We start from the raw sequence: 20093 nt of genomic DNA on the forward strand, positions 1-20093 counted from the left end.
CATGAGCACAAAAGAAATTTCAAAAGGATCTGTGGAGAAAGCCTTGGCTTTCATTGAATCCGTAAAAGGACATTTGATTGAAATCAATAATAACCCAGAGTTATTACGTCGCTTGAACGAGAGTTCTGGCTTTTCCTATTACGATAATACAGGAGAAAAAACTTCAACGGCGGAATATGTTTTAATGCTCAGTCTAAAAGACGGTAGGCTCATAAGTATTAGGGAATTTAACGATATGTGAAAATAAAAGACATGAATCGCTTTCAAGAAATAGAGTTCTATAACACCCCGGATTGCGAGGTTATGATCAAGCCAAAGGGAGACCCTGTTAGGGTTTTGGCCGAAACAGGAAAGGAGAACAGGGTATTTATCTCTGCTTTTATCTCCCATCTGGTGACTTTTTATACCAAAGCATGGGAAGCGTTGAGCCTGTTATATTCAAGAAAAGAACCGAATCGACTCAATTATGAGTATTGGATCGTTTCTCGTTTTATCCGGTGTAATTTCGGCGAATATGACGCAAACAACCCGGATATAGATGTGTGGGGACGATTCCATTTTGAGGAAGTAAAATGTCCGATACGAAATGAATGCCCATTTGCCGGGATTGTTTGCAAGCCCGAATTTAACACGACCTTGTCGTTCCGGGAAACAAACGTGCTCCGTTTGGTGATCGAAAGATATAAGGTGGATGATATCGCACAGTTGCTCCATATCAGCCCGCATACCGTAGCGAATCATATCCGGAATATACACGAAAAAACTTCTACACGGACAATCGCAGATTTGGTAGACTATTGGCATACACATAACTTAAAATAAATCAATACTATGGCAACATTAGAAGAACAAAAGGAGTACATTCGTACCAATTACAAAAAACTGACCGGTCAATTTATGGCCAAGATGTTAGGCATACGCCCGGAGAAAGTGTATGCTTTAGTTAAAGAACTTGGATTAAAAAAACAGATTCCACCAGCTACGATTAAACCTAAAGCGGATATGTGCAAGAATCCAACCCTAAAGGTACCTCTTGGCAACGATGAAGGTAAGGTTCCTCTCCGGATAGACTGTCGTACTATTATACTTATACCAAGTACTGCCAATCCCGAGGAATGCAGAAAATCCTTCCTCCGGAAGATCAACAGTAAACACTCTAATCATATTTTAATATAAAAAGCCTAATAAGAAATGAAAATACATTATTTCTACAAAAGAGAATATAATTCGGGTTTCTACGACCTTGTAATTGAAGCTTGGCTGGAAGAAAAAGAGACATCCAGGCAAGGTGTGGAGAGATTAAGTTTTACCAGATTGGAAAAACTAAGAATCTTTCTGTCAAAGGATGATCATTTCCATTGCTATGATTTTAAGCATGAATTTGGGAAAAATAGCTGTATAGGCCATTTTGCCCATACTCGCAAAAAACTAAAGGAAGATATGAATAAATGGAAGCTTAAACCTATTGACCGGCGTAATTATGAAAGATTCCGGAAGATAGCCCTTGCCCTTTATCGTAAACAATCCTTGATTGATTTCTCTGATTTCAAAGGAAGGCAAACATATGCGATTAGACAGATCATAGGAGATTAACGTAAAACTAAAAAGAAATGAGTAACATTAATTTGAACATACTACGCGATCAAGCTTATAAGATAGCCTGTAACCACGGATTCCACGATAAGGAATTGAGTAATGAGCACTTTCTTTGTCTTGTTATCAGCGAGTTGATGGAAGCTGTAGAAGCTGATAGGAAAGGGAGGAAATTTAATAAGGAAAAATATGAATATAACGAGATAACTGAATGTCAAGGATGGCTTACAACAGAAGAAAAGTTTATCAATGTTTTTAATCGATGTATCAAAGACACTGTAGAAGATGAGCTTGCCGATGCTGTTATTCGTCTGTTTGATTTGGCAGGGACGCGGAATATTTCTTTTGAACTTGCAACTAAGGATATTGCTGATTGCATAGATGATATGGCTGAATCATGTAAAGACGAAACATTTACAGAGTCTCTATATGCTATATCAACACTTGTATCGAGATATGAAGGCTTATATGATTTTACCACTGCTATTAACGATATGGTGATGTCTATTTTCGGACTTGCAAAGCATCTTGACATTGACCTACTTTGGCATATCGGGCAGAAGATGAAGTATAATCAGTTCCGTGAGAAGATGCACGGAAAGAAGTATTAACCCTCAATTATAATAAAATATGAAACGACTGAATAAAAAGACCTACAAGGCAATCAAGCAAGCAAAGGCAGTGATTACCATCACGCAACATAAGGATATGGTTAAATTGAATGTGGATTTTTTACCTCCCGCAAAAAACAAATCTCCCAAGCTATTCCAATATCTGGCCATCAAGATGTGTAATCATGCCATGGAAATTTTAGGAGGAAAGAAAAAAGATGAATGACAAGAATTATTTAGCGCTGGCTGTAGCCACCGCCAAAAGAAAAAAGTTGGCGCATACTACTCCGCAGGAGTACGCTTTACCGATTTGGATGATGTTCATAGCGGCAGATATCCTAGAGAACTCCGCTATGGAAATCCAAGAGCTATTAATGCAGGACGAGCAATTTATCCAGTCCGATAAGATGCACATAAAAGCCATAATCAATCATGCCGGCAAATTCGTTCGTGATGTTGATCGGACATGTGAATACCAGTTCGCTTGCAAATTTGCGGACTATACAGAAGAATGTTCCACTTTACTTCGCAGCTACATGCAAAATAAGTTAGCCAAGATGGACAACATATGGGCACAGAGAAAGGAGGAATGATCATGTATATCGAAACGGATTCAAACGGCAAGATCATCATTCAGGATATCTCACAGGAAGAAGCTGTCATCCTAGATGATTGCTTATGTACTTACTTGGCGACGAAGCCTATCGATCAAAGATCAAGTGTCGATAGGATCGTAATGGATATGAAAAGACAATTAGAAAAGAATATACAATGAAAGCTAGAATCATATACGAAGTAGAATGCCCTCCCGTTAATTGCGACCGGGAGGATTTTTTGAAATGGCTGGAACTAAACCTATATGTTCCGGGAGCGTGCGTCACCTCCGATAATCCTCTTTTTGGAGAACCATTGGATTTTGACACCGCAGATTTTGACAATATTGAGGTAATCGATGGATAGTTACGCCCGGTATCGAATGACAGATTGGAACTGGATCGCCATCTATAAAGAGAAAATGGGAGTAGATCAATTCCGGGAGTATGTGAACAGCGTATATAATGAACTTCTAAATATGAAAGTAGATTGTTCATTCTCTCTCGAGGCTACGGTTAAGGAGGAAAACAGAGAACTCTTTATAAAAATAGTCTGTATGTTCATTCAAGAAGGAAACTATGACTATGATTTTAGTCAAGATTATAAATTCATAAGACGACATGAAAAGACAACGCTGGTCAGAAAGCCAAGAAAAAATATTGAAGGAGAATCTGGGGAAGATAACTCTCAAGGAAATAGGGAAGATTCTAGGAAAGACCGAGTTAGCCGTTAAACTATATATCCATAGGAACCATATCGTTTACCGTCCTTCCGTAAAACGGAACCTTGTGCTAGAATTGTTCCGGATTAAATTAATCAATCCGGAATATTTCAATGTAACAACAACTTTCTTGCATGCGGTAAATATCAACCAAGTACGGTTTTGGAAATTATACCGGGGGGAGGAAAGCCCCACAGATCAAGAGTATTTACGTCTAGCCACAACTCTAGGCGTATCCTTACAAGAGGCCTTCGAAGCCCGACAACTATATTTATTTAACGACAATAAAGAAGATGAAATATGATACCTCAAGACGTGATCGATAATATCATCAACACGGCCAATATAGTAGACGTGATAGGTGATTATGTTAAGCTAAAAAAAGCTGGAGTAAATTACAAGGGAGTTTGCCCATTCCATGGGGACAAGGACGCAAGCCTAGTCGTATCCCCCGCTAAGAATATCTGGAAATGTTTTGGATGTGGTAAAGGCGGGAACGTGATAACCTTCGTAAAAGAGCACGAAGGGATATCTTTCTTCGAGGCGGTAAAGCTAGTCGCCTCGAAATACAACATAACAGTGCCCGAACGGGAACTAACCGACGATGAACGGAAGAAAACGAAAGAGCGGGAGGCCCTACAAATCTGCCTCACATTCGCCCAAGAAACGTTTACGGCTTTCCTCAAGAAGAAAGAGGCCGCTGAATATCTGGAAACACGAGGAATCACCCCGAATATCCTGTCTAAATATGGAGCGGGGTACTCTTCATCCATGTTTACCGCATTGACCGAGTTAGGCTCTCAAAAAGGTTATGACATGGCGGCTATGGAGAAGGCCGGTTTGATTACAAGGAAAGAGAACGGAAAGATTTTCGATCGATTTGTAAATAGGATCACATTCCCGTTTTATTCCTTATCAGGACTAGTGATCGGTTTCACGGGCCGTTCCTTGGAAAAGGATACCCAATGTAAATATCTAAACTCTCCGGAGACTCCCCTTTTTCATAAGGGAAAGACGTTATTCGGTATATACCAAGCTCGCCAAGAGATATCGAAATCCGATAAATGCTATTTGGTGGAAGGTCAATTTGACGTACTCTCTTTCGTTCAATCCGGTTATCCCAATACGGTCTGCGGTAGCGGTACCGCCCTTACACTAGATCAAGTCCGGATCATCAAGAAATTTACCCGAAACGTCACCGCTGTTTATGATGGAGACGCAGCCGGCATGAAAGCCTCCGTCCGGAACATGGATATCATGCTGGCCGAGGGCATGAACGTCCGTGCCGTTCTTCTTCCGGAAGGAGAAGATCCGGACAGTTTCGCCCGCAAGATGGGGACTGAGAAACTAGCCAAATTCTTGAAAAAGCAGGAGACCGACTTCATCTCCTTTATTTATAAAGCATTCGAAAGCGAGATGGATGATCCGATCCGGAAAACAGAGGTTCTCCGGATTATCGCCCAAAGTATCTCCGTCGTACCGGATAAATTACAAAGGCAAGCATATATCGTATCCCTCGCCGAACGATTTAACGCAGATGGGGAATTGATAACAAATCTAGTTGCCGAGCTACAAGCCGTAGGTAAGAAAAGCGTGCCAGCCCAACCTACCCAACCGGGATTAACCGGCGTGGAAGAAGCGGAGGAACTTGTAAAAACCGGGAACAAACAAGTCACCCTTACTTGGTCTGTCAATCGTTTCTCCGAGGGATGGGGAGTTTGTCCGGTCATCCTTATAACAGGTATCCCGGGTGTGTCCGAGGTACAAGAGCTTCGCCGGCTATCTCCCATCATCCGTTGCAGGGATAAATTCGAGGTAAAAGAAAACATGATCGAACCGGAAGAGCTCTCATTTCTACGTTCCTTGACAAGAACCGGCTTCACGGTCTCCATGAGCAAATATAAAAGAGAGCGGGAAAGTTATGTAGACGAGAAAGGTGAAGAACGTTATAAACTCGTAGACACAGAGAAAGAGATTGGATTCAATGAATACTATATCGGATTATACAGTACATTCCGGGAATCTCCCGAGAATATAAAGAAAATAGCCTTAGAAAGATGCTCTGAAGTGATATCCTACGCGGATGCTACCACCCGGGCTTTCCAAACTACAGATTATGCCCGGATGTTAGGGGTCACCAAAACAGCTCTGGAACATGTCTTGAAACCATATCTCGATATCCGTAAATCAGAGGCCCGGTTTAATTCAGACGCACTCCAAGTAGATGGAGCCTCACTCATGTTCGATCCTAGCCGACTCCCGGATTATGTAGACTCTGATCCAGCGATTAACCGGTTATGGCGTGCCTATCAGTTTTTCCCATATCTCGATAAGAATGGAAGAAAATTAGCATATATATTCGCTAATGGTAAAAAATCGTTTATGAGAGTAGGAAACTTCTATATTGAGCCACTATTACATGTTTACGATAAAGAAAGCCAAGCCAACAAACGTATCGTAGAACTCACTCAAGCAAACTATCCCTATCCGATTTATATGGAGTGGATCAGCGCAGAGATGCTCACACTCCCATCCTTTAAAAAACGCTTATGGGAAGAAGGTGATATCAATTTCTCCAATGGGACACAAAACCATCTCGATTTGATCATGGATAGTTGGGCGGGCAAGTTCAAGAAGTGTTTTGAGCTTCGTATGTTTGGCTGGTATGATGAAGGATTCTTCGCTTTCAGTAACGCTATAGTCCATGATATCGATGGAAAACAACAACTCCAATACGTATCAGATTTGGGATTAGTGGAACACAATAAACAATACTATTATATCCCGGCTTTCTCTAAAATTTACGCATCTGAGCGCCGGGATAGCGATCGCTACTATCTGGATCGCTTCATCAAGTACCGGGAACCCAAAGCGGGATGTTCTATCAATTTCCAAAAGTGGGCCTCACTGATGAACGAGGTATACAAGCTAAACAATAACGGTATGTGGGCGATCATATATTCGATCATGAGTGCCTTCCGTAGCGATATATACAATGTCAGGAGAACCTTTACGGCTTTATTCTTTATCGGTCCGACGGGTTCCGGAAAATCACAAATTGGTTATTCCATCCGCTCTCTATCGATGTCTCCGGACGCACCAGCATTCAACCTAAACTCCGGAACCCCCGCCGCTTTGTTCTCTTGGCTGGAGAGATACCGGAATATCCCGATCATGCTCGAAGAGTATAACGACACGCAAATAAACCCTGTGATTTTCCAAGCCTTGAAATCCGCTGTATATGATGGAGAAGGCAAGCAGAAACGTAAGGATGCGGTAAGTAAGGAGATCGATAGTAGCCAAGTGAACGCAGCTCTTGTTATCATGGGCCAAGAAAGCCCCCAACAGGATGACAACTCTCTCGCAAATCGATGTATCATTTGCGAGGTACCGAAACGTGACGATCGGTCTGAATTGGAAGAAGAAATCTTCAATGAGTTGAAAGGATACGAGGAATCCGGACTACATAGCGTCCTCCTTGAGATATTGGCGTGCAGAAATAGCATCTTGCAACATTATAAGAAAGTATACGACGAGGTCTTTAAATCCTTGAAAGACGAGGTACGGGTATCCGTTAAAAACACGGATGGCCTCTCTCGTATACTCGAGACGGTATCAATGTTCGTTTCCGTTTGTCGTATAGTGGAAGAACATACCTCATTGCAACTACCTTTTACCGCAGAACAGTTCTTCGAAATCGCAATAGCGAAAGTGATCAAACAAGTAGAATCGATTAGTTCCTCAAATAAGATGTTCAACTTCTTCAGTATACTCAACTTCTTGATCGATACAGGAAGCCTAGTTCAAGGTAGAGACTATAAGATCGAGGTACCGGGAAAGGTAACAATTAAGAAACAAGGCCGGGATACGGAAATAAAAAACCTAGAGCCCATAGATACCCGTGTTTTATATCTAAACATGACAAATATCTATCCTATGTATACCCAACAGCTAAAAGGTGAGGCGTTCTCTCTTCAATCCTTAAATACCTATTTCGAAAGTAACGAGGCCTATATTGGCAAAGTACGTTCCACTCGTTATCGATGGCAAGAGGTGAAAGAAGTCCCAAAAGGAGACATTCTAGCAAACCCGGCGGGAGAACCCACCATAGATAACAGCATGAAACGTATTATGGTGAACAAAGAGAGTAATACCTCGGCAGTTTGTTTCAATTACGATATTCTCAGAGACTTGCTCGATGTCGATTTCGAAAGAGACGTACAAAACTACGATCAGACTCCGGAGACTGAGCCGGGATTCCGCTTTTAACGACTGATAGTATTTTAAAATCGCATAGAACCGACTTTCTAGGATATAGCTTGGCTATTGGAGGCCATGGACAACAAGCACATCCGGGAAGCCGGTTCTATCTTTATTCATCTATTTCCCCCGGACCCCCTGAAATTAAAAAAAGAAATAAGCAAGTTTTGCGTGTTTTGAAACCCTATAAAGGATAGAAAAAGTGGTCAACAGACCAACAGACCAACAAAAGATGAAACATTTCAAAACAGATATAAGATAAATATATAATAATCAATAATATATATATTAATTAAATAGAAGTAGGCTGTTGTTTCCTGTTGGTCATCGTTTTCTTTTTGTTGGTCACTGTTGGCAATAATTCTAAATTCGGGGAAAAATGAAGCACTGTTGACGGTTGGTAGGGGTGACCAACAACCACTATTTTTGGTTGGTCGCATGTTTCTTAGTATTTTACCGATTATATCATTGAAATATAGTAAATTAGCATCATATTTTATATTTCCTGTTGGTCTGTTGACGTGTTGGTCGCAAAATATAACACATACACATAGGGAAAATAGAGTAAAAAAGCCTATAAGAAGAGAGAAAATCGATATGGTGACAGTAAAGATAAGCATAAAAAAGCATTTGGAGGAGTACATGCGTGGAAAATTCAATGATTGCCGGGAAGGAGTGATAACCCTTCCGGACAAGACAGATTTGTATCATACCCTGTTTGATCTGACATCCAAGCGCCCGGCCTCCTGCCCTTTGGAGCAAGGAACGCTGGAAATAGCTTTGCCGGACAGACGATGTGGAAAAGATCCGGCTTACTACAACTATCTTAGCGAACGCTCGCAGCGAATCCTTGAGCGACGGATAGAGTTGATGTTCTGGGCCGAGCTGCACGAATGGATAGATTATAACAAGCATATGTATGGGATACAGTATATCGAAAGTATTTTTTCCTTTATGCGCAAATTCGATATCAACGGGATCAGCGAGGATGCTCTAAAAAAGAACTACTATCGCTGGAGGGACCGAACTAGGAAGCAAAAAGAGAAACGTTCGTACAATAAAAGTTAAATACGAGTGTTTTTCACTCCGACCAAGCGTATCGATTTGTCCCTTTTGGGAGGAATAAAATTCCAAGTGTATCCATTACGATCAGATATTATTGATAAACAAATAAAAACTAAGGTTATGGCAGACAATATGGGAGGCATCTCCGATGCGTGGTTCGCTTTCTCGAGGCAAATAGCGAGCGTGTCTCAAGAGGCAGACAAAGTAAAAGTTGGACTCAAGTCCGGAGACTGGATCAACCTTCACCCGGGAAGATATGGAACCTCTATCAAGGTTGAGCCACAAGAAAGTGAATCAGGCACTCTATATAATGTATCTGGTTCCTTGCAAATACCCCGTCAATATATGACCGGCGATCTATGGCAAAAATGCGAACGATTGAACCACCTCACGGCGATCTTTAAGTATAAACACTTTAGTGGGGATACATTCGTGGTCGGATCGGATCGTTTTCCCCTAAAATGCAAATTCGAGGTGTTGCACCCCAGCGATCCTAGCGGTTTCTCGGGATACAAAATCTCGTTATCCGGAAAGCAATTGGTTCCGCAACTTCAACTGATCGATTGACCGAAGTCCTTTACCATACATATATATAAGTATATCCTTGCCATCAAAAAGGAAGATATGCTTTATCTACACAACATTCTGGGGGGAGTATGGTTCGTCGAGGAAAACTTCGCGGCGAATTATTTCCCCCTTATCGCATCTTTTCTTACCAAGCCGGAAACGATGTTCGGGAAACCCCGGAACGCTTCTTCCGAACAAGAGCCGACCGAGGATAACGCCTTGCTTTTCGCCTCCCTAAAAAATGGCGCATACCAGATCAGCGAGTATGGAGGATGGTCTCCACCCGAGGACGCACCCAAAAACTCCGTAGCCATAATGAACATCAACGGGGCGATCACGAAATACGACCAAGAATGCGGTCCATCCGGAATGCTTACCAAGGCGAATCTCCTAAACCGATGCTACAACGAGAATAATATCAAGGCGATCGTCTTGAATATCGATTCCGGCGGAGGCGAGGGAATGGGATGCCGGATCATGCAGGAAGCGATTAACAGCCGAAACAAACCTGTCGTAGCTTTCTGCAATGATTTCGTAGCGTCCGCAGCCTATGGCATCGCCTCCTGTTGCGACAAGATCGTAGCGAACTCCAATGTCTGTCGGATCGGAAGCGTGGGTACCTATATGACGATCGTTGATACCAGCGAGTATTATGCCAAGATGGGAATCAAGTTGATCGATATCTATGCCTCCAAATCCACGGACAAGAACCAAGAATTTCACAAGGCTCTGCAGGGAGATACGGAACCGCTAAAAAAAGTATGCGATACGTATAACGAGAATTTCATCTCCAGTATCGCTAACGCCCGGGTAGGCGTGATCAATGAGGATCAAGGTAAATGGGCCACCGGTAAGATGTTTTTCGCGCCGGAGGCCATGGACATCGGTATGATCGATGAGATAGATACTTTCGAGAATGTTCTTAATTATTTTAATACATAGTGATTTATGAAGTGGTTGAAAGATGATTCGTACAATGCGATGAAACAAGCGGCCGACAACTGGGACAAGCTTCTGAATAAGGTACTGGGTGATAACCCGGACATGAAAGCGGAAGACGTAACAGTGGATCAGCTGCTCGATTCGATCGAGAGCACCGGTAATACCTCCGACTTACAGGAGCAATTATCGACCGCCCAAGAAAAGTTGAAAGAGAAAGACACACTGATTGAGCAACTTCAATCAGACGTGGCAGAGCTAAAGGGAACACCGGCAAGCAAAAAGCCGGAAGCAAAAGTAAAGCAAGAGCCGACCGCAGAGACCGGAGATATCAAGGATTTCGCCGATAAGCATGAGGATGATACCCTCGCTATCATGGCCGAGGCTGAGAAAACAGGATTTTTTAAACACTAAGAACAATGGCAAAACAAGGCATTTTAGATATTGAGAAACTGAATCGTTACGCGAAGGATTACGATAACGTGTTGCGTACCCTTCCCTATTTCACGTTTCAGGAGTTCGCCGCGGCCATGAAGCTCAACGTGATCGAGATCGAGAATGAGGACGTGATCGTGAACGCTCGCCGCAAAGCCGGACACACCGGCCCATATAAAGCCGGGGCCGAGATTAAGTATCCCGATGAGATCGGTAAATTGGTAGAGATGTCCATCAAACCGGAACTTACCGTTTCTCGTTTGAAGGATAACATCTTAAATTATACGGAAAAACGTATTCTCTCCAACGCCGGAGAGAAGGTGGACCATACGGTAAAGAAACACCCCATGGAGAAATTCGTGGTGGATAATCACATCATCAGCCATTCGGAGGATATCACTTTCTCCGCTTTCTTCGCCGAGAGAAACGACAATGTGTATAGCCCGATGAGTTCTTTCACCGGATTTTTCCCTTGGATCGATCATTTCAAGACAACGAAGGATATCACCATGGCGAATCGTAACCTAGTACGTACCGGTACGTTTGGCGGTGGTGACGGTGTAGATGATTACGATCGTCTGGTCAACTTCTTACGTGCGGCACATCCTTTCTTACGCCGTAAAGCGATCCTGTATTATGCCAACGAGATCGAGTTGATCTGTAAGGAGGCTTACCGGCAAAAGACAAAAGCGTTCGCCCGCCCATCCACCGAGGAGTTTTGGAAGGCGGTCAAGGACGACGCCAAGTTCCCGGGACTGGAACCTGTCACCCATGAGGCATACGGAACAGGACAGGCCTTGATCTTAATCCGTCCCGGAATGCTGGATTTTGGCGTGAATACGAAGAAGGCGACCCGGTTCGTCCAGATCCGCGATATCTTCGAGGACCCGAACGAGGTTCAGTTCTGGCTACAGGCCGGGTACGGTACCCGCTTTCAAGATATCCATCCGAAGGTATTCCAGATTAACGAGTTCACCAATGAGGGCGTTGATTTGGCGGGCGACTACGTAACCGGTGCCGCCCTGACCGTCACGATCGAGAGCGACGAGGCCATAGAAGCCGGTGCCGCTTGGAAGGTGGGCGAGAACGGCGAGTGGATGAGAAACGGAGCTACCCTTTTAGGCATACCTAAAGGTGAGCAAACCGTATCCTTCAAGGATATCGCCGGTTATACCAAGCCGGCAGACGTGAAAGTCACGGTAGCCGATGGAGAGGACTTCACCGCTTCCGGTACTTATACCAAATCGTAAAACCAGTAAATAAATAAAACGATGAAAGATTTCAGAAAAGTTTTGTCCGTATTGTTTCTGCTAGCGGTGCTATCCGTCCTCTTCATGGGGGCGGACGTTCCGGCGGATTATGTGATGTGCGCCTCGTTTGGCCCTGTTTTATGGCCAGCCGGAGCGGACAATATGGGGGGTTATAAAGGTCGTATCGCCTTTATTCCGGAAACCTCAGTCTCTGCCATCCCCACGCTCCCCAAAGAGGCCAAGGCCACAGCCGATTTCGTGACGGCGACAGGAGCTTTTACCTTTTTAGAGTCGGGAGGTAAACCGACACCTATTTACGCGACACGGGCAACCGTAGGATACAAAGCGGAGTCTCAAGGCGAGACAGATTGTAAAAGTTACAAGATCAGCGGCGAGTTCTTCCACCCCGGCAAGAAAGTGGAAGCCGCCGCTTTCGCCCGGCAGATCTGCAATACGCCCGGCTATTTGATCATCGAGGACAACGAGAGCCAGCAGCTTATCGGACAGCCCGGCTATCCTTGTACGGTTACCGCCTCTTTCGACGGCGGCAAGGCGGCGGCCGACAAAAGAGGTTGGTCCTTCACTTTCGAGGCCGATAGCCCCGCCCCTATGATTATCATGGGAACGCCTATCGATATAGACGCATTATTCACCGGGGTAGCTCCTACTCCACCGGAAGGAGGTTCTTAAATGATAACATTACAAAACTGGTTAGCGGACCGTAAGCGTAAATACGCGGACGGTCTAGCGCTTTTTCAAGCTCTAGCTCCGGAGGAGATGAGAAAGAAGTATATCGCTTTCTTTAGCGAGGTAAAGGAGGTTCCGCAGTTCGATTCCCATTTCACCGTATTGGTGAATAAGTTGACAACCGTAGCACGCCTATCGTCGGCCCAACCCCAGATAACAATCTCCGAACGGGGTTCGATACTCTTGAAAACAGCGGTCGCGGCAACAAAGGCGATCGAGAAAACAGCGGATCAGCTAAAAGGCGATAAAGTCTTAAAAGAAATCCTCGTGAAAGAATCCGAGCTATTCAAGCTACAAGACAAGATCACCGAGCTGGAGGAAGACAATGACGATAAATCCGGAGAGATCGATCAATTGCAAGCCGAGCTGGAGGAAGCGCAGGAAGAGTTGCAAGAACTGCAAGATCAATTCGCCCTGTTACGGCCCGGAGCGAAGATCGCCACGTACTCCTCCCTTCCGGATAACATCCGTACGATCTTCGACGAGGTCCGCCAGATCACCCCCTTGTACGCCGCCTTATTCACGGAGATGCAGAACGAGGCCCTTACTCCGGAGCAACGCAAGCCGATCGCCGATCAGGTGCATGAGCTTTGGAGCCGCCGTGCCAAGCTATGGGACCAGATCGACGCTTGGGCCGAGGGTAAGCAGATCCAGTTAAAAACCGAGGTTCAAAAAACCGAGGAGCTCCCGGCCGATCAATTGCTGAAAGGTATGCAGATCGCCAACCGGATCGAACGACTGAGGGAGAATATCCGGCGCACGGAAACCTCTATCGCCCAACATGAGAAAAACGGGAAGCTTAACCTCCGGCAAAAAGCAGAGCAACGCTTGGCTTATTACAAACGTGAGCTGGCGGAACTGGATAACTTGAAATAAATCTTGCTTCCATAATGAAGGGGAATAGACAATCCATAAGGTATTGGCTGTTCCCCTTTATCATAACCTATTTAGAAAGAATGAACAAGGAACTAACATCATACGACAAGATAGCCACGGTACTTTTCAAAGGGCATGAAGAAGCGGCAAGCCTTCTCTCCTGCCGGGAGCTTATGCAAAAAGATCGCTGGATGTTATGTGTTTCCAAGTTATTGGAAGACCCCATGACAGCCGACAAAGACCTGATCGCTTTCCTGATGGCCGGTTGCGACGGTAGTTGTGAGCCCGTATCACAAGCCACCGCTTACCGTGATTTGGCCGCTATCCGGAGACTCGTAGGAAATGTACAATTAGCCGGCAAGAACTGGTATCGTTACATGGTGATCGAGGCCGCCAAGGAAGGTATCCGCATCGCCCGGGAAGCCAAAGACCCCAAAGGTATCGCCGCCAACGCGGACAAGATCGGTAAATACACCCGCTCCGATAAAGAAGACGATGACATTGATCGAAGCGCTTGGGAACCACCCTGCTTTGAGCCATCCGATGATGTCACGTTAATGGGAGATGATTTCAAGCCTATCCTTAATCTTGAAGAAGAAAGGAAATCATTCCGGGCATTGTTCAAGCAAGATCATGATATCGTAGATATTGAACCCATTACAGACGACTATGGCACTGATGACTGAACCTTTCACCCGTAAAGCGAAAGAGGCGCAACGCAAGTTTTTCAATAAGATGCAACGCATGGGAATGGCGATCGCCGCCCACGACGAGTATTGGGTGTGTAGCCGTGGTACCGGTAAATCCGAGGGTTTGGACGCACGCTTCATCATCCGGAATGTTTGGTCCATGCCGGGTTCTACCGGGGCTTTAATCTCTCCATCCTATGCCAAGGCTTGGGGTAATACGCTACCGGCGATTATCCACGCTCTCGCCGAATGGGGCTATATCGAGGGCATTCATTTCTTTGTTGGCCGCAGGGCACCCCTGTCCGCCAATTTCGGAAAGCCCAAACGCCCGCCGCTTCAGACCGCATGGAGCAATTGCATTCATTTCTGGAATGGCACCGTATTGGTCGTACTCTCCTTCAGTCAAGGGATGTCAGCGAACTCCATGTCCTTAGATTGGGTAATCGGTCCGGAGGCGAAATTCCTAGACTACGATAAGATAAAATCCGAGGTTGATCCCGCCAATCGGGGAAATTTGCAAGATTTCAACCAATGCCCTTGGCATCATTCCGTTCTCTATTCCACGGATATGCCAACCTTAAAAGCCGGACGTTGGATATTGGATAAGATCAACGACATGAATCCGGTTCATATCAACTTGATCCGGAACCTATACCGGGAAATGAAATTAACCGAGCGCCTTCCGGAACAAACACCATACACCCAACGCAAATACAAAGAATTACGCCATGACTTGATGTTGGCTCGTAAGTATCAAGCGCCTGTCAAACCTATGCGTGGCAAGACCCGGGAGTACACGGTATATTACGGAGAGTATGATATTTTCGATAACATGGAAGTCGTAGGCAAAGATTACATTTGGCAAATGTACCGCAACGTTCCTTCCCTTATATGGCGTACCGCATTCATGAACGAACGCCTGTTCCGTGTCGCTAATGGCTTCTATTCGGCCTTGAACGATTACCATTTCTATACCCCCGGCGATACTCGCTACATGGGTAGCATGGGAGCGGACTGGAACCGGCTGCAACTGGCCGGATGCCTAGCCGATGGGGATCTGGATATGGACGCTCCATTGCTAATCGGTTTCGATAGTAACTCCGCAATCAATACCGCATGTATCGGACAGGTACAAGGCCATCAATTACGTACCCTAAAGAGCTTCTTTGTCAAGACCCCCGATAAGCTGGATGAATTGGCTCGTCAGGTTTGCGAATACTACAAATACAAGCTCAAACGTGATATCATCTTCTTTTATGACCAGACCTTCACGTGGACTACCGGCAATAACTCCGAGTCCTATCAAGATACCATCATCCGGATCTTCAAGGAATATGGTTGGGATATCACCGATATCTATATCGGACAGGTAAGCCGCCACGACTGGAGGCACGAGCAAATAGACCGGGCCTTAAAGCATGATCCGGCACTCCTTTATCCTGTTTTCAATAAATACAACAACGAGTTCCTCAAACTCGCCATGGAGCAAACAGCGGTGAAAGTAGGCAAGAACGGATTCGAGAAAGACAAATCGCCGGAAGCTACAGAAGACAGCCCCGATAACCCGGATGAGTACAAGACACACATTACCGACGCATGGGACACATTGTTTGTCGGTGCGAATTTCTTTATGCCTGAACTTGCGTACGCGGAATCCGGAATCATCTTCCTTCATTAAAAATCGGTAGACGCATTTCATGCGTGATCTGTCTAAGGGAGGCAGCAGATAAGGTGAAAAATTGAACTTGCGCCCGCATTTTTTTTGTAGGGCGCTGCGGGGTGCTTTCGCACGCTTTGAGAAAAAAACGCTACTTGAGAGGTGCGCAACCATTAAGTATCAATAAATTAACATTTCAACAATGAGAAACCGTTGCGAAATATGCGGGGACAAAAAAAGAGCCCCTGTTATGGAGGCCCTAAATGCGCTGTTATGATTTGTACTTGCCGTGGCGTGAGTAAGCGTTGCCCGGAATGATACCCGGCTTCGGTAATCTCATAAAGTAACGCCTTGTTTAGATTAATCCATCTCTTTAGCTGGATCGAGGCCGAAGCTGGTGCACTATTCGGGAAATATTGAATGCCTAGCTCCTGCAATCCGTAAGCCCTTATCTTAAAATTCTCATTGTCCATCCTTCTCTATTTATAAATTATCAAATATACTGAATACTAACCTCATAAAAAAAGGACGCACCCTCTTTTCCAAAACGATGCGCCCTTCTCCCTCAAACGATGCGTACTTTTAGCCTAGATCTCGTCCGGACTCTCGGAGTCGTTTCCTCCTTCGCCTTTTTCCACGCTTACCTTCTCGAATCGCAATACTTTCGCTTGCGAGCGAAGCGCCTTACCCGGAGAGAAGGTATACTTAGGACGACGAATCTTAGTAGCGTTGAAATCCTTCTCCACCTTCGTCCCCTCACTACCGAACGTGATACGGAAATTACCGAACTCACCCAGCTGTACGATCTTGCCGTCCGACATCTCCAGCTTCATCACGTAGATAAGCGAGTCCAGCACCGCTTTCACGTCTGCGCTAGATACGCAAGAACGCTCGCCAATCATGGAGCAAAAACGCTCCATATCACTAGTACCCGTAGATTTCGCCTGTGCGTAATAAAGCTTATCGCCTTCAGTCGCTCCCTTGTGCATGTCCCGTCGCTGCACTAATTTGTAAGTTGTAGCCATTGTTTGTTGATTGTTTTGAAGTGAATAATAGATAGTTGTGTCGTGATCACGGGGGCAAAGGTGAAAAATCGATATTATATAGTGTTTAAAATAGTGCATCCTTATACAGCTATGTATGGAAACATCTAGTTATAACACACAAAAATTATTATTTGAGAACTTTTATTGATTGTTTGATATATATGAATATCTTTGCACAAGACTAATTTGTTATTAGATTAAATGCTTGCTAAAAAATAAAGCCATGAAAGAAAAAGAAAATATATCTCATTTTGTAATCCTCGGTTCGTGGAATAAATATATCCTCACTCAGGATTGGGTAAAGAATTATTTGTTACCAAATGAAGAAAGCATACAGATACAAATACCCGTCAACATGGATGCTTCTTTGAAATTCGTGACAAAAGATTTAACAGTATCTATTGTAAAAGATCGTTTTGAACTGAGTGTGATAAATAAGTCAGAACCTATTATAAGGAAAGCGACCGCTATAGTCAGAGAAATTGTAAGACTATTACCTCATACACCTGTTTTTTCCTTTGGAGTAAATAGCACATTCTACTGCTCCACAACAGAGGCAAGTGGCAAAATTGATTTCAAAGACTCTGATATAGAGCTATTAGCCGTGAAAGGGATGCCATTGCAAATGCAAAGTACTTTAAGGTGTGTAAAAGTAAGTGATAATTGTTTTTTGAATTTAACATTACAACGAGATGAAAACACTCAAGAAGTTACACTAGACTTTAACTTCAATTACAATATAAAGTCAATGATAGAAGTCTCCTCTATATTAGGAGATGATGATGATATTTTATTGCACAAAAGAAAAGATATGATATCAATCCTTAAAGATGTATATAATTTTACAGATATAACAATTTAAGCTATGACTAAACAAGAAAATATTCAATATACAAATTCATTTGCCACTGACACATGGACAGAAAAAAACAATAGTGGAACAGGACAAAACTCCTCTGTACCTTCAAAAAATAAGGCCACATATACAGATAAAGATAAGATGGATATAAAACCTAAAGCTATCCCCAATGATGTTTCTGTATATGATGTTGCAACATATATTTTAAAACAAATAAAAGAATGTTCAACTATGAAACTTCATAAGTTACTCTATTATTGTCAAGCTTGGTCTTTAGTTTGGGACGAAAAATCCTTATTTCCTGAACCAATAGAGGCATGGGCTAATGGTCCTGTCGTTCGTGATTTTTTCAACTTTCATAAAGGTCGGTATAGCATATCATATGATAACATGACTATAGGAAACGAAAATAAACTTTCTATAGACCAAAAAGATACTATAGATAACGTATTGAAATTTTATGGAGACAAACCTGCACAATGGCTAATAGATTTAACTCACACGGAAGCTCCATGGAAAAATGCCCGTAAAGGTTATACCTCTATGGAACGGGGAAATACGATAATAACTAACGATTCAATTGCAGAATATTACAGTTCTTTATCTTGATGGCAAAAACACCTAAAACAGCATTTAATCCCAGCATTAAAAAGGAAAAAAAGGCAAAATCTATCCCTCTCAATTATAAAGATCTAAATGCCTGTTGGCAAATTGGGCTATTCGATTTTAATAATGAAAAGTGGGGTAAAGATTCCGCATTGGGAAATATTTCTTTTTCTATCTCAAGCAGTTTAATGGAATTATTGTGTAAACACGGAGATAACGATCTATATACATCATTAGATCATATATCTAATAAAAAGCCAATATCATTCTCTGATTTTTACAAAAAATTAAAAGACGATTTTAATGGACAAATACCTTCTGAAATAGTGCATCAAATAAGTATTGATATTTCTAGATCTTTTTTCATGGATGAAATTTACCCGAAACTTAGAGATTTTGAAAAAAAGACATGGAATGAGATTGAACAAGAAACAAAAGGAGGAGAAGGTGGTTCTAAACATCATGAGATTAAAATAGAGCTACTATCCAAAGAGGCGCAACAAAGATTATCTGAGTTAAAAATAGATGATATAGATAGTTTATTCTCTTTACGACTTGACGGTACCCTCAGGATATTTGGTATCCGTAAGCAAAATTATCTTCAAATATTATGGGTCGATCAAAATCATGAGGTCTGTCCTTCTAAAAAAAAACACACATAAATAACCTTTATTTCATTGCCATCCCAAAAACTTTCACCATATTTGCAGTGCTCTATTTCACGAAAGGCGGGTGACCGCCGAACATATTTGTATCGGCATTTTTTGTGTCCATACTAGTACGTATATATAATACAACGGTTTCGTACCCCCTTGATATGGCTTAATGGCCATAACTGCCTTTCGTGGTGTAGAGCAAAGGGACAGGCGAGACCGTTTTTTGTTTTTCCTGCCCCAAACAAACAATGTTAGTTATGCTCAAACACGAAAACATTTGTTTGCCGGGGAATAATAGTACCCTACAATCAACGTCCACTCACGAAACGAGTTTCCTTTCTTGGGCTACCGCCCAAAAGGTCTACAACCTCTTACCTCTTGGTATCGCCTCCTGTGAATCCATTTACGAGGCTAAAATGTACACAGTAGCCTTATTAGCCATGCTATCTCCGGCGTTCTTACCGCTGGTCATCGTAGCTTGGTTCGTTTATAACTCAGCGAAGAAAGGAGGTCAAAAATGATGAGATTGGAAGATATACGTATATCAAACCGGATGCTGGATGCGATCAGATATTGGCAGGAAAATGATAAAGGTGGGTTAGAAGAAGATGTTAAGGCCATTGATGATGCTATCACTTTCATCGCATGCGAGCATGATGCCCCGGGTGTACTTACTGAAAAAGAATCACTGTCGCTTATCGCGGCTCTAAGTTTTCTGAAAAAAAGATTATGTTTGTTTGAAGGAAAGGAGGAACCGAAATGAAACTCCAAGAAGCCCTCCGCCTACTCGACATCGTAATCGACGTAAACAATCAATACAGCAAGCAAGAACAAATACGTGCCGCCATGCGGCTAGAAGAACTACTTCGCCTACTATTGCCAAAAGAATAACACATCAATCAAGCCCCGCCCGGAGAAATCC

General features: G+C 43.4%; 28 protein-coding genes. 26 read left to right on the forward strand and 2 right to left on the reverse strand.

Annotated features, from left to right (window positions below; all coding sequences use genetic code 11):
* The first annotated feature begins 1 nt into the window (after window position 1).
* The 20 genes from NBH07_RS20270 to NBH07_RS20365 all read left to right on the forward strand — a co-directional run bounded on the left by NBH07_RS20270 (window position 2) and on the right by NBH07_RS20365 (window position 16025).
* Window positions 2-241, forward strand: coding sequence for a hypothetical protein (locus tag NBH07_RS20270; RefSeq protein WP_009018450.1), 240 nt, complete (start codon window positions 2-4; stop codon window positions 239-241).
* 11 nt (window positions 242-252) lie between these two features.
* Window positions 253-822 carry a response regulator transcription factor gene (locus NBH07_RS20275; protein WP_039848990.1) on the forward strand — a complete coding sequence of 190 codons (570 nt, stop codon included), beginning with the start codon at window positions 253-255 and terminating at the stop codon, window positions 820-822.
* A 9-nt stretch (window positions 823-831) separates the two neighbouring features.
* Window positions 832-1176: a hypothetical protein gene (locus NBH07_RS20280; RefSeq protein WP_009018452.1), complete on the forward strand. Its 345-nt coding sequence runs from the start codon at window positions 832-834 to the stop codon at window positions 1174-1176.
* Between the two features lie 15 nt (window positions 1177-1191).
* The gene (locus tag NBH07_RS20285) at window positions 1192-1593 is read left to right on the forward strand and encodes a hypothetical protein (RefSeq protein ID WP_009018453.1); all 402 of its coding nucleotides are present in this window, start codon (window positions 1192-1194) and stop codon (window positions 1591-1593) included.
* A 17-nt stretch (window positions 1594-1610) separates the two neighbouring features.
* The gene (locus NBH07_RS20290; RefSeq protein WP_009018454.1) at window positions 1611-2204 is read left to right on the forward strand and encodes a nucleoside triphosphate pyrophosphohydrolase family protein; all 594 of its coding nucleotides are present in this window, start codon (window positions 1611-1613) and stop codon (window positions 2202-2204) included.
* 19 nt (window positions 2205-2223) lie between these two features.
* Window positions 2224-2430 (forward strand): hypothetical protein, encoded by a 207-nt coding sequence (locus NBH07_RS20295; RefSeq protein ID WP_009018455.1) that lies wholly within the window; start codon window positions 2224-2226, stop codon window positions 2428-2430.
* Entirely contained in the window at window positions 2423-2797 is a 375-nt protein-coding gene (locus NBH07_RS20300; RefSeq protein ID WP_009018456.1) for a hypothetical protein, read from the forward strand. Before NBH07_RS20295 ends, NBH07_RS20300 begins: the two co-directional genes overlap by 8 nt.
* Window positions 2773-2979 (forward strand): hypothetical protein, encoded by a 207-nt coding sequence (locus NBH07_RS20305; RefSeq protein WP_009018457.1) that lies wholly within the window; start codon window positions 2773-2775, stop codon window positions 2977-2979. The genes NBH07_RS20300 and NBH07_RS20305 overlap by 25 nt, the downstream gene beginning before the upstream one ends.
* The gene (locus NBH07_RS20310; protein WP_009018458.1) at window positions 2976-3164 is read left to right on the forward strand and encodes a hypothetical protein; all 189 of its coding nucleotides are present in this window, start codon (window positions 2976-2978) and stop codon (window positions 3162-3164) included. The genes NBH07_RS20305 and NBH07_RS20310 overlap by 4 nt, the downstream gene beginning before the upstream one ends.
* Before the next feature lie 254 nt (window positions 3165-3418).
* Window positions 3419-3823 carry a hypothetical protein gene (locus NBH07_RS20315; protein ID WP_009018459.1) on the forward strand — a complete coding sequence of 135 codons (405 nt, stop codon included), beginning with the start codon at window positions 3419-3421 and terminating at the stop codon, window positions 3821-3823.
* On the forward strand, window positions 3820-7788 hold the full coding sequence (gene dnaG, locus NBH07_RS20320; protein WP_009018460.1) for a DNA primase: 3969 nt from the start codon (window positions 3820-3822) through the stop codon (window positions 7786-7788). The genes NBH07_RS20315 and dnaG overlap by 4 nt, the downstream gene beginning before the upstream one ends.
* Before the next feature lie 588 nt (window positions 7789-8376).
* Window positions 8377-8847: a hypothetical protein gene (locus NBH07_RS20325; RefSeq protein WP_009018461.1), complete on the forward strand. Its 471-nt coding sequence runs from the start codon at window positions 8377-8379 to the stop codon at window positions 8845-8847.
* Window positions 8848-8964: 117 nt separating this feature from the next.
* Window positions 8965-9411 (forward strand): hypothetical protein, encoded by a 447-nt coding sequence (locus NBH07_RS20330; RefSeq protein WP_022192461.1) that lies wholly within the window; start codon window positions 8965-8967, stop codon window positions 9409-9411.
* 57 nt (window positions 9412-9468) lie between these two features.
* On the forward strand, window positions 9469-10353 hold the full coding sequence (locus tag NBH07_RS20335) for a S49 family peptidase (RefSeq protein ID WP_009018463.1): 885 nt from the start codon (window positions 9469-9471) through the stop codon (window positions 10351-10353).
* A gap of 6 nt (window positions 10354-10359) precedes the next feature.
* Window positions 10360-10764, forward strand: a complete 405-nt coding sequence (locus NBH07_RS20340; protein WP_009018464.1) for a peptidase S49 — start codon at window positions 10360-10362, stop codon at window positions 10762-10764.
* Between the two features lie 5 nt (window positions 10765-10769).
* Window positions 10770-12035: a hypothetical protein gene (locus tag NBH07_RS20345; protein WP_156682797.1), complete on the forward strand. Its 1266-nt coding sequence runs from the start codon at window positions 10770-10772 to the stop codon at window positions 12033-12035.
* 21 nt (window positions 12036-12056) lie between these two features.
* On the forward strand, window positions 12057-12725 hold the full coding sequence (locus NBH07_RS20350) for a hypothetical protein (RefSeq protein ID WP_156682798.1): 669 nt from the start codon (window positions 12057-12059) through the stop codon (window positions 12723-12725).
* Window positions 12726-13658, forward strand: coding sequence for a hypothetical protein (locus NBH07_RS20355; protein ID WP_022192458.1), 933 nt, complete (start codon window positions 12726-12728; stop codon window positions 13656-13658).
* An 80-nt stretch (window positions 13659-13738) separates the two neighbouring features.
* Window positions 13739-14344 carry a hypothetical protein gene (locus tag NBH07_RS20360; RefSeq protein WP_156682799.1) on the forward strand — a complete coding sequence of 202 codons (606 nt, stop codon included), beginning with the start codon at window positions 13739-13741 and terminating at the stop codon, window positions 14342-14344.
* Entirely contained in the window at window positions 14328-16025 is a 1698-nt protein-coding gene (locus NBH07_RS20365; RefSeq protein WP_229045724.1) for a hypothetical protein, read from the forward strand. The genes NBH07_RS20360 and NBH07_RS20365 overlap by 17 nt, the downstream gene beginning before the upstream one ends.
* 227 nt (window positions 16026-16252) lie before the next feature.
* Here NBH07_RS20365 and NBH07_RS20370 read toward each other — a convergent pair whose 3' ends face one another.
* Window positions 16253-16477 (reverse strand): DUF4248 domain-containing protein, encoded by a 225-nt coding sequence (locus NBH07_RS20370; protein WP_009018470.1) that lies wholly within the window; start codon window positions 16475-16477, stop codon window positions 16253-16255.
* Between the two features lie 114 nt (window positions 16478-16591).
* Window positions 16592-17029: an HU family DNA-binding protein gene (locus NBH07_RS20375; RefSeq protein WP_009018471.1), complete on the reverse strand. Its 438-nt coding sequence runs from the start codon at window positions 17027-17029 to the stop codon at window positions 16592-16594.
* A 244-nt stretch (window positions 17030-17273) separates the two neighbouring features.
* Between NBH07_RS20375 and NBH07_RS20380 the strand changes: the two genes are divergently transcribed.
* The 6 genes from NBH07_RS20380 to NBH07_RS22520 all read left to right on the forward strand — a co-directional run bounded on the left by NBH07_RS20380 (window position 17274) and on the right by NBH07_RS22520 (window position 20062).
* Window positions 17274-17912 (forward strand): hypothetical protein, encoded by a 639-nt coding sequence (locus tag NBH07_RS20380; RefSeq protein ID WP_009018472.1) that lies wholly within the window; start codon window positions 17274-17276, stop codon window positions 17910-17912.
* A 3-nt stretch (window positions 17913-17915) separates the two neighbouring features.
* Complete coding sequence (locus tag NBH07_RS20385; protein WP_198285382.1) at window positions 17916-18518, forward strand: Panacea domain-containing protein; 603 nt, start codon at window positions 17916-17918, stop codon at window positions 18516-18518.
* Complete coding sequence (locus tag NBH07_RS20390; RefSeq protein WP_009018474.1) at window positions 18518-19177, forward strand: hypothetical protein; 660 nt, start codon at window positions 18518-18520, stop codon at window positions 19175-19177. The genes NBH07_RS20385 and NBH07_RS20390 overlap by 1 nt, the downstream gene beginning before the upstream one ends.
* Window positions 19178-19428: 251 nt before the next feature.
* Window positions 19429-19692: a hypothetical protein gene (locus NBH07_RS20395; protein ID WP_039849036.1), complete on the forward strand. Its 264-nt coding sequence runs from the start codon at window positions 19429-19431 to the stop codon at window positions 19690-19692.
* Window positions 19689-19934 (forward strand): hypothetical protein, encoded by a 246-nt coding sequence (locus NBH07_RS20400; protein ID WP_009018476.1) that lies wholly within the window; start codon window positions 19689-19691, stop codon window positions 19932-19934. The genes NBH07_RS20395 and NBH07_RS20400 overlap by 4 nt, the downstream gene beginning before the upstream one ends.
* A complete protein-coding gene (locus NBH07_RS22520; protein WP_009018477.1) occupies window positions 19931-20062 on the forward strand; it encodes a hypothetical protein in 132 nt (43 codons plus the stop codon). Before NBH07_RS20400 ends, NBH07_RS22520 begins: the two co-directional genes overlap by 4 nt.
* The last annotated feature ends 31 nt before the right edge of the window (window positions 20063-20093 follow it).

Source organism: Parabacteroides sp. B2-S-102, assembly GCF_023656665.1.
Taxonomy (GTDB): Bacteria; Bacteroidota; Bacteroidia; order Bacteroidales; family Tannerellaceae; genus Parabacteroides; species Parabacteroides distasonis.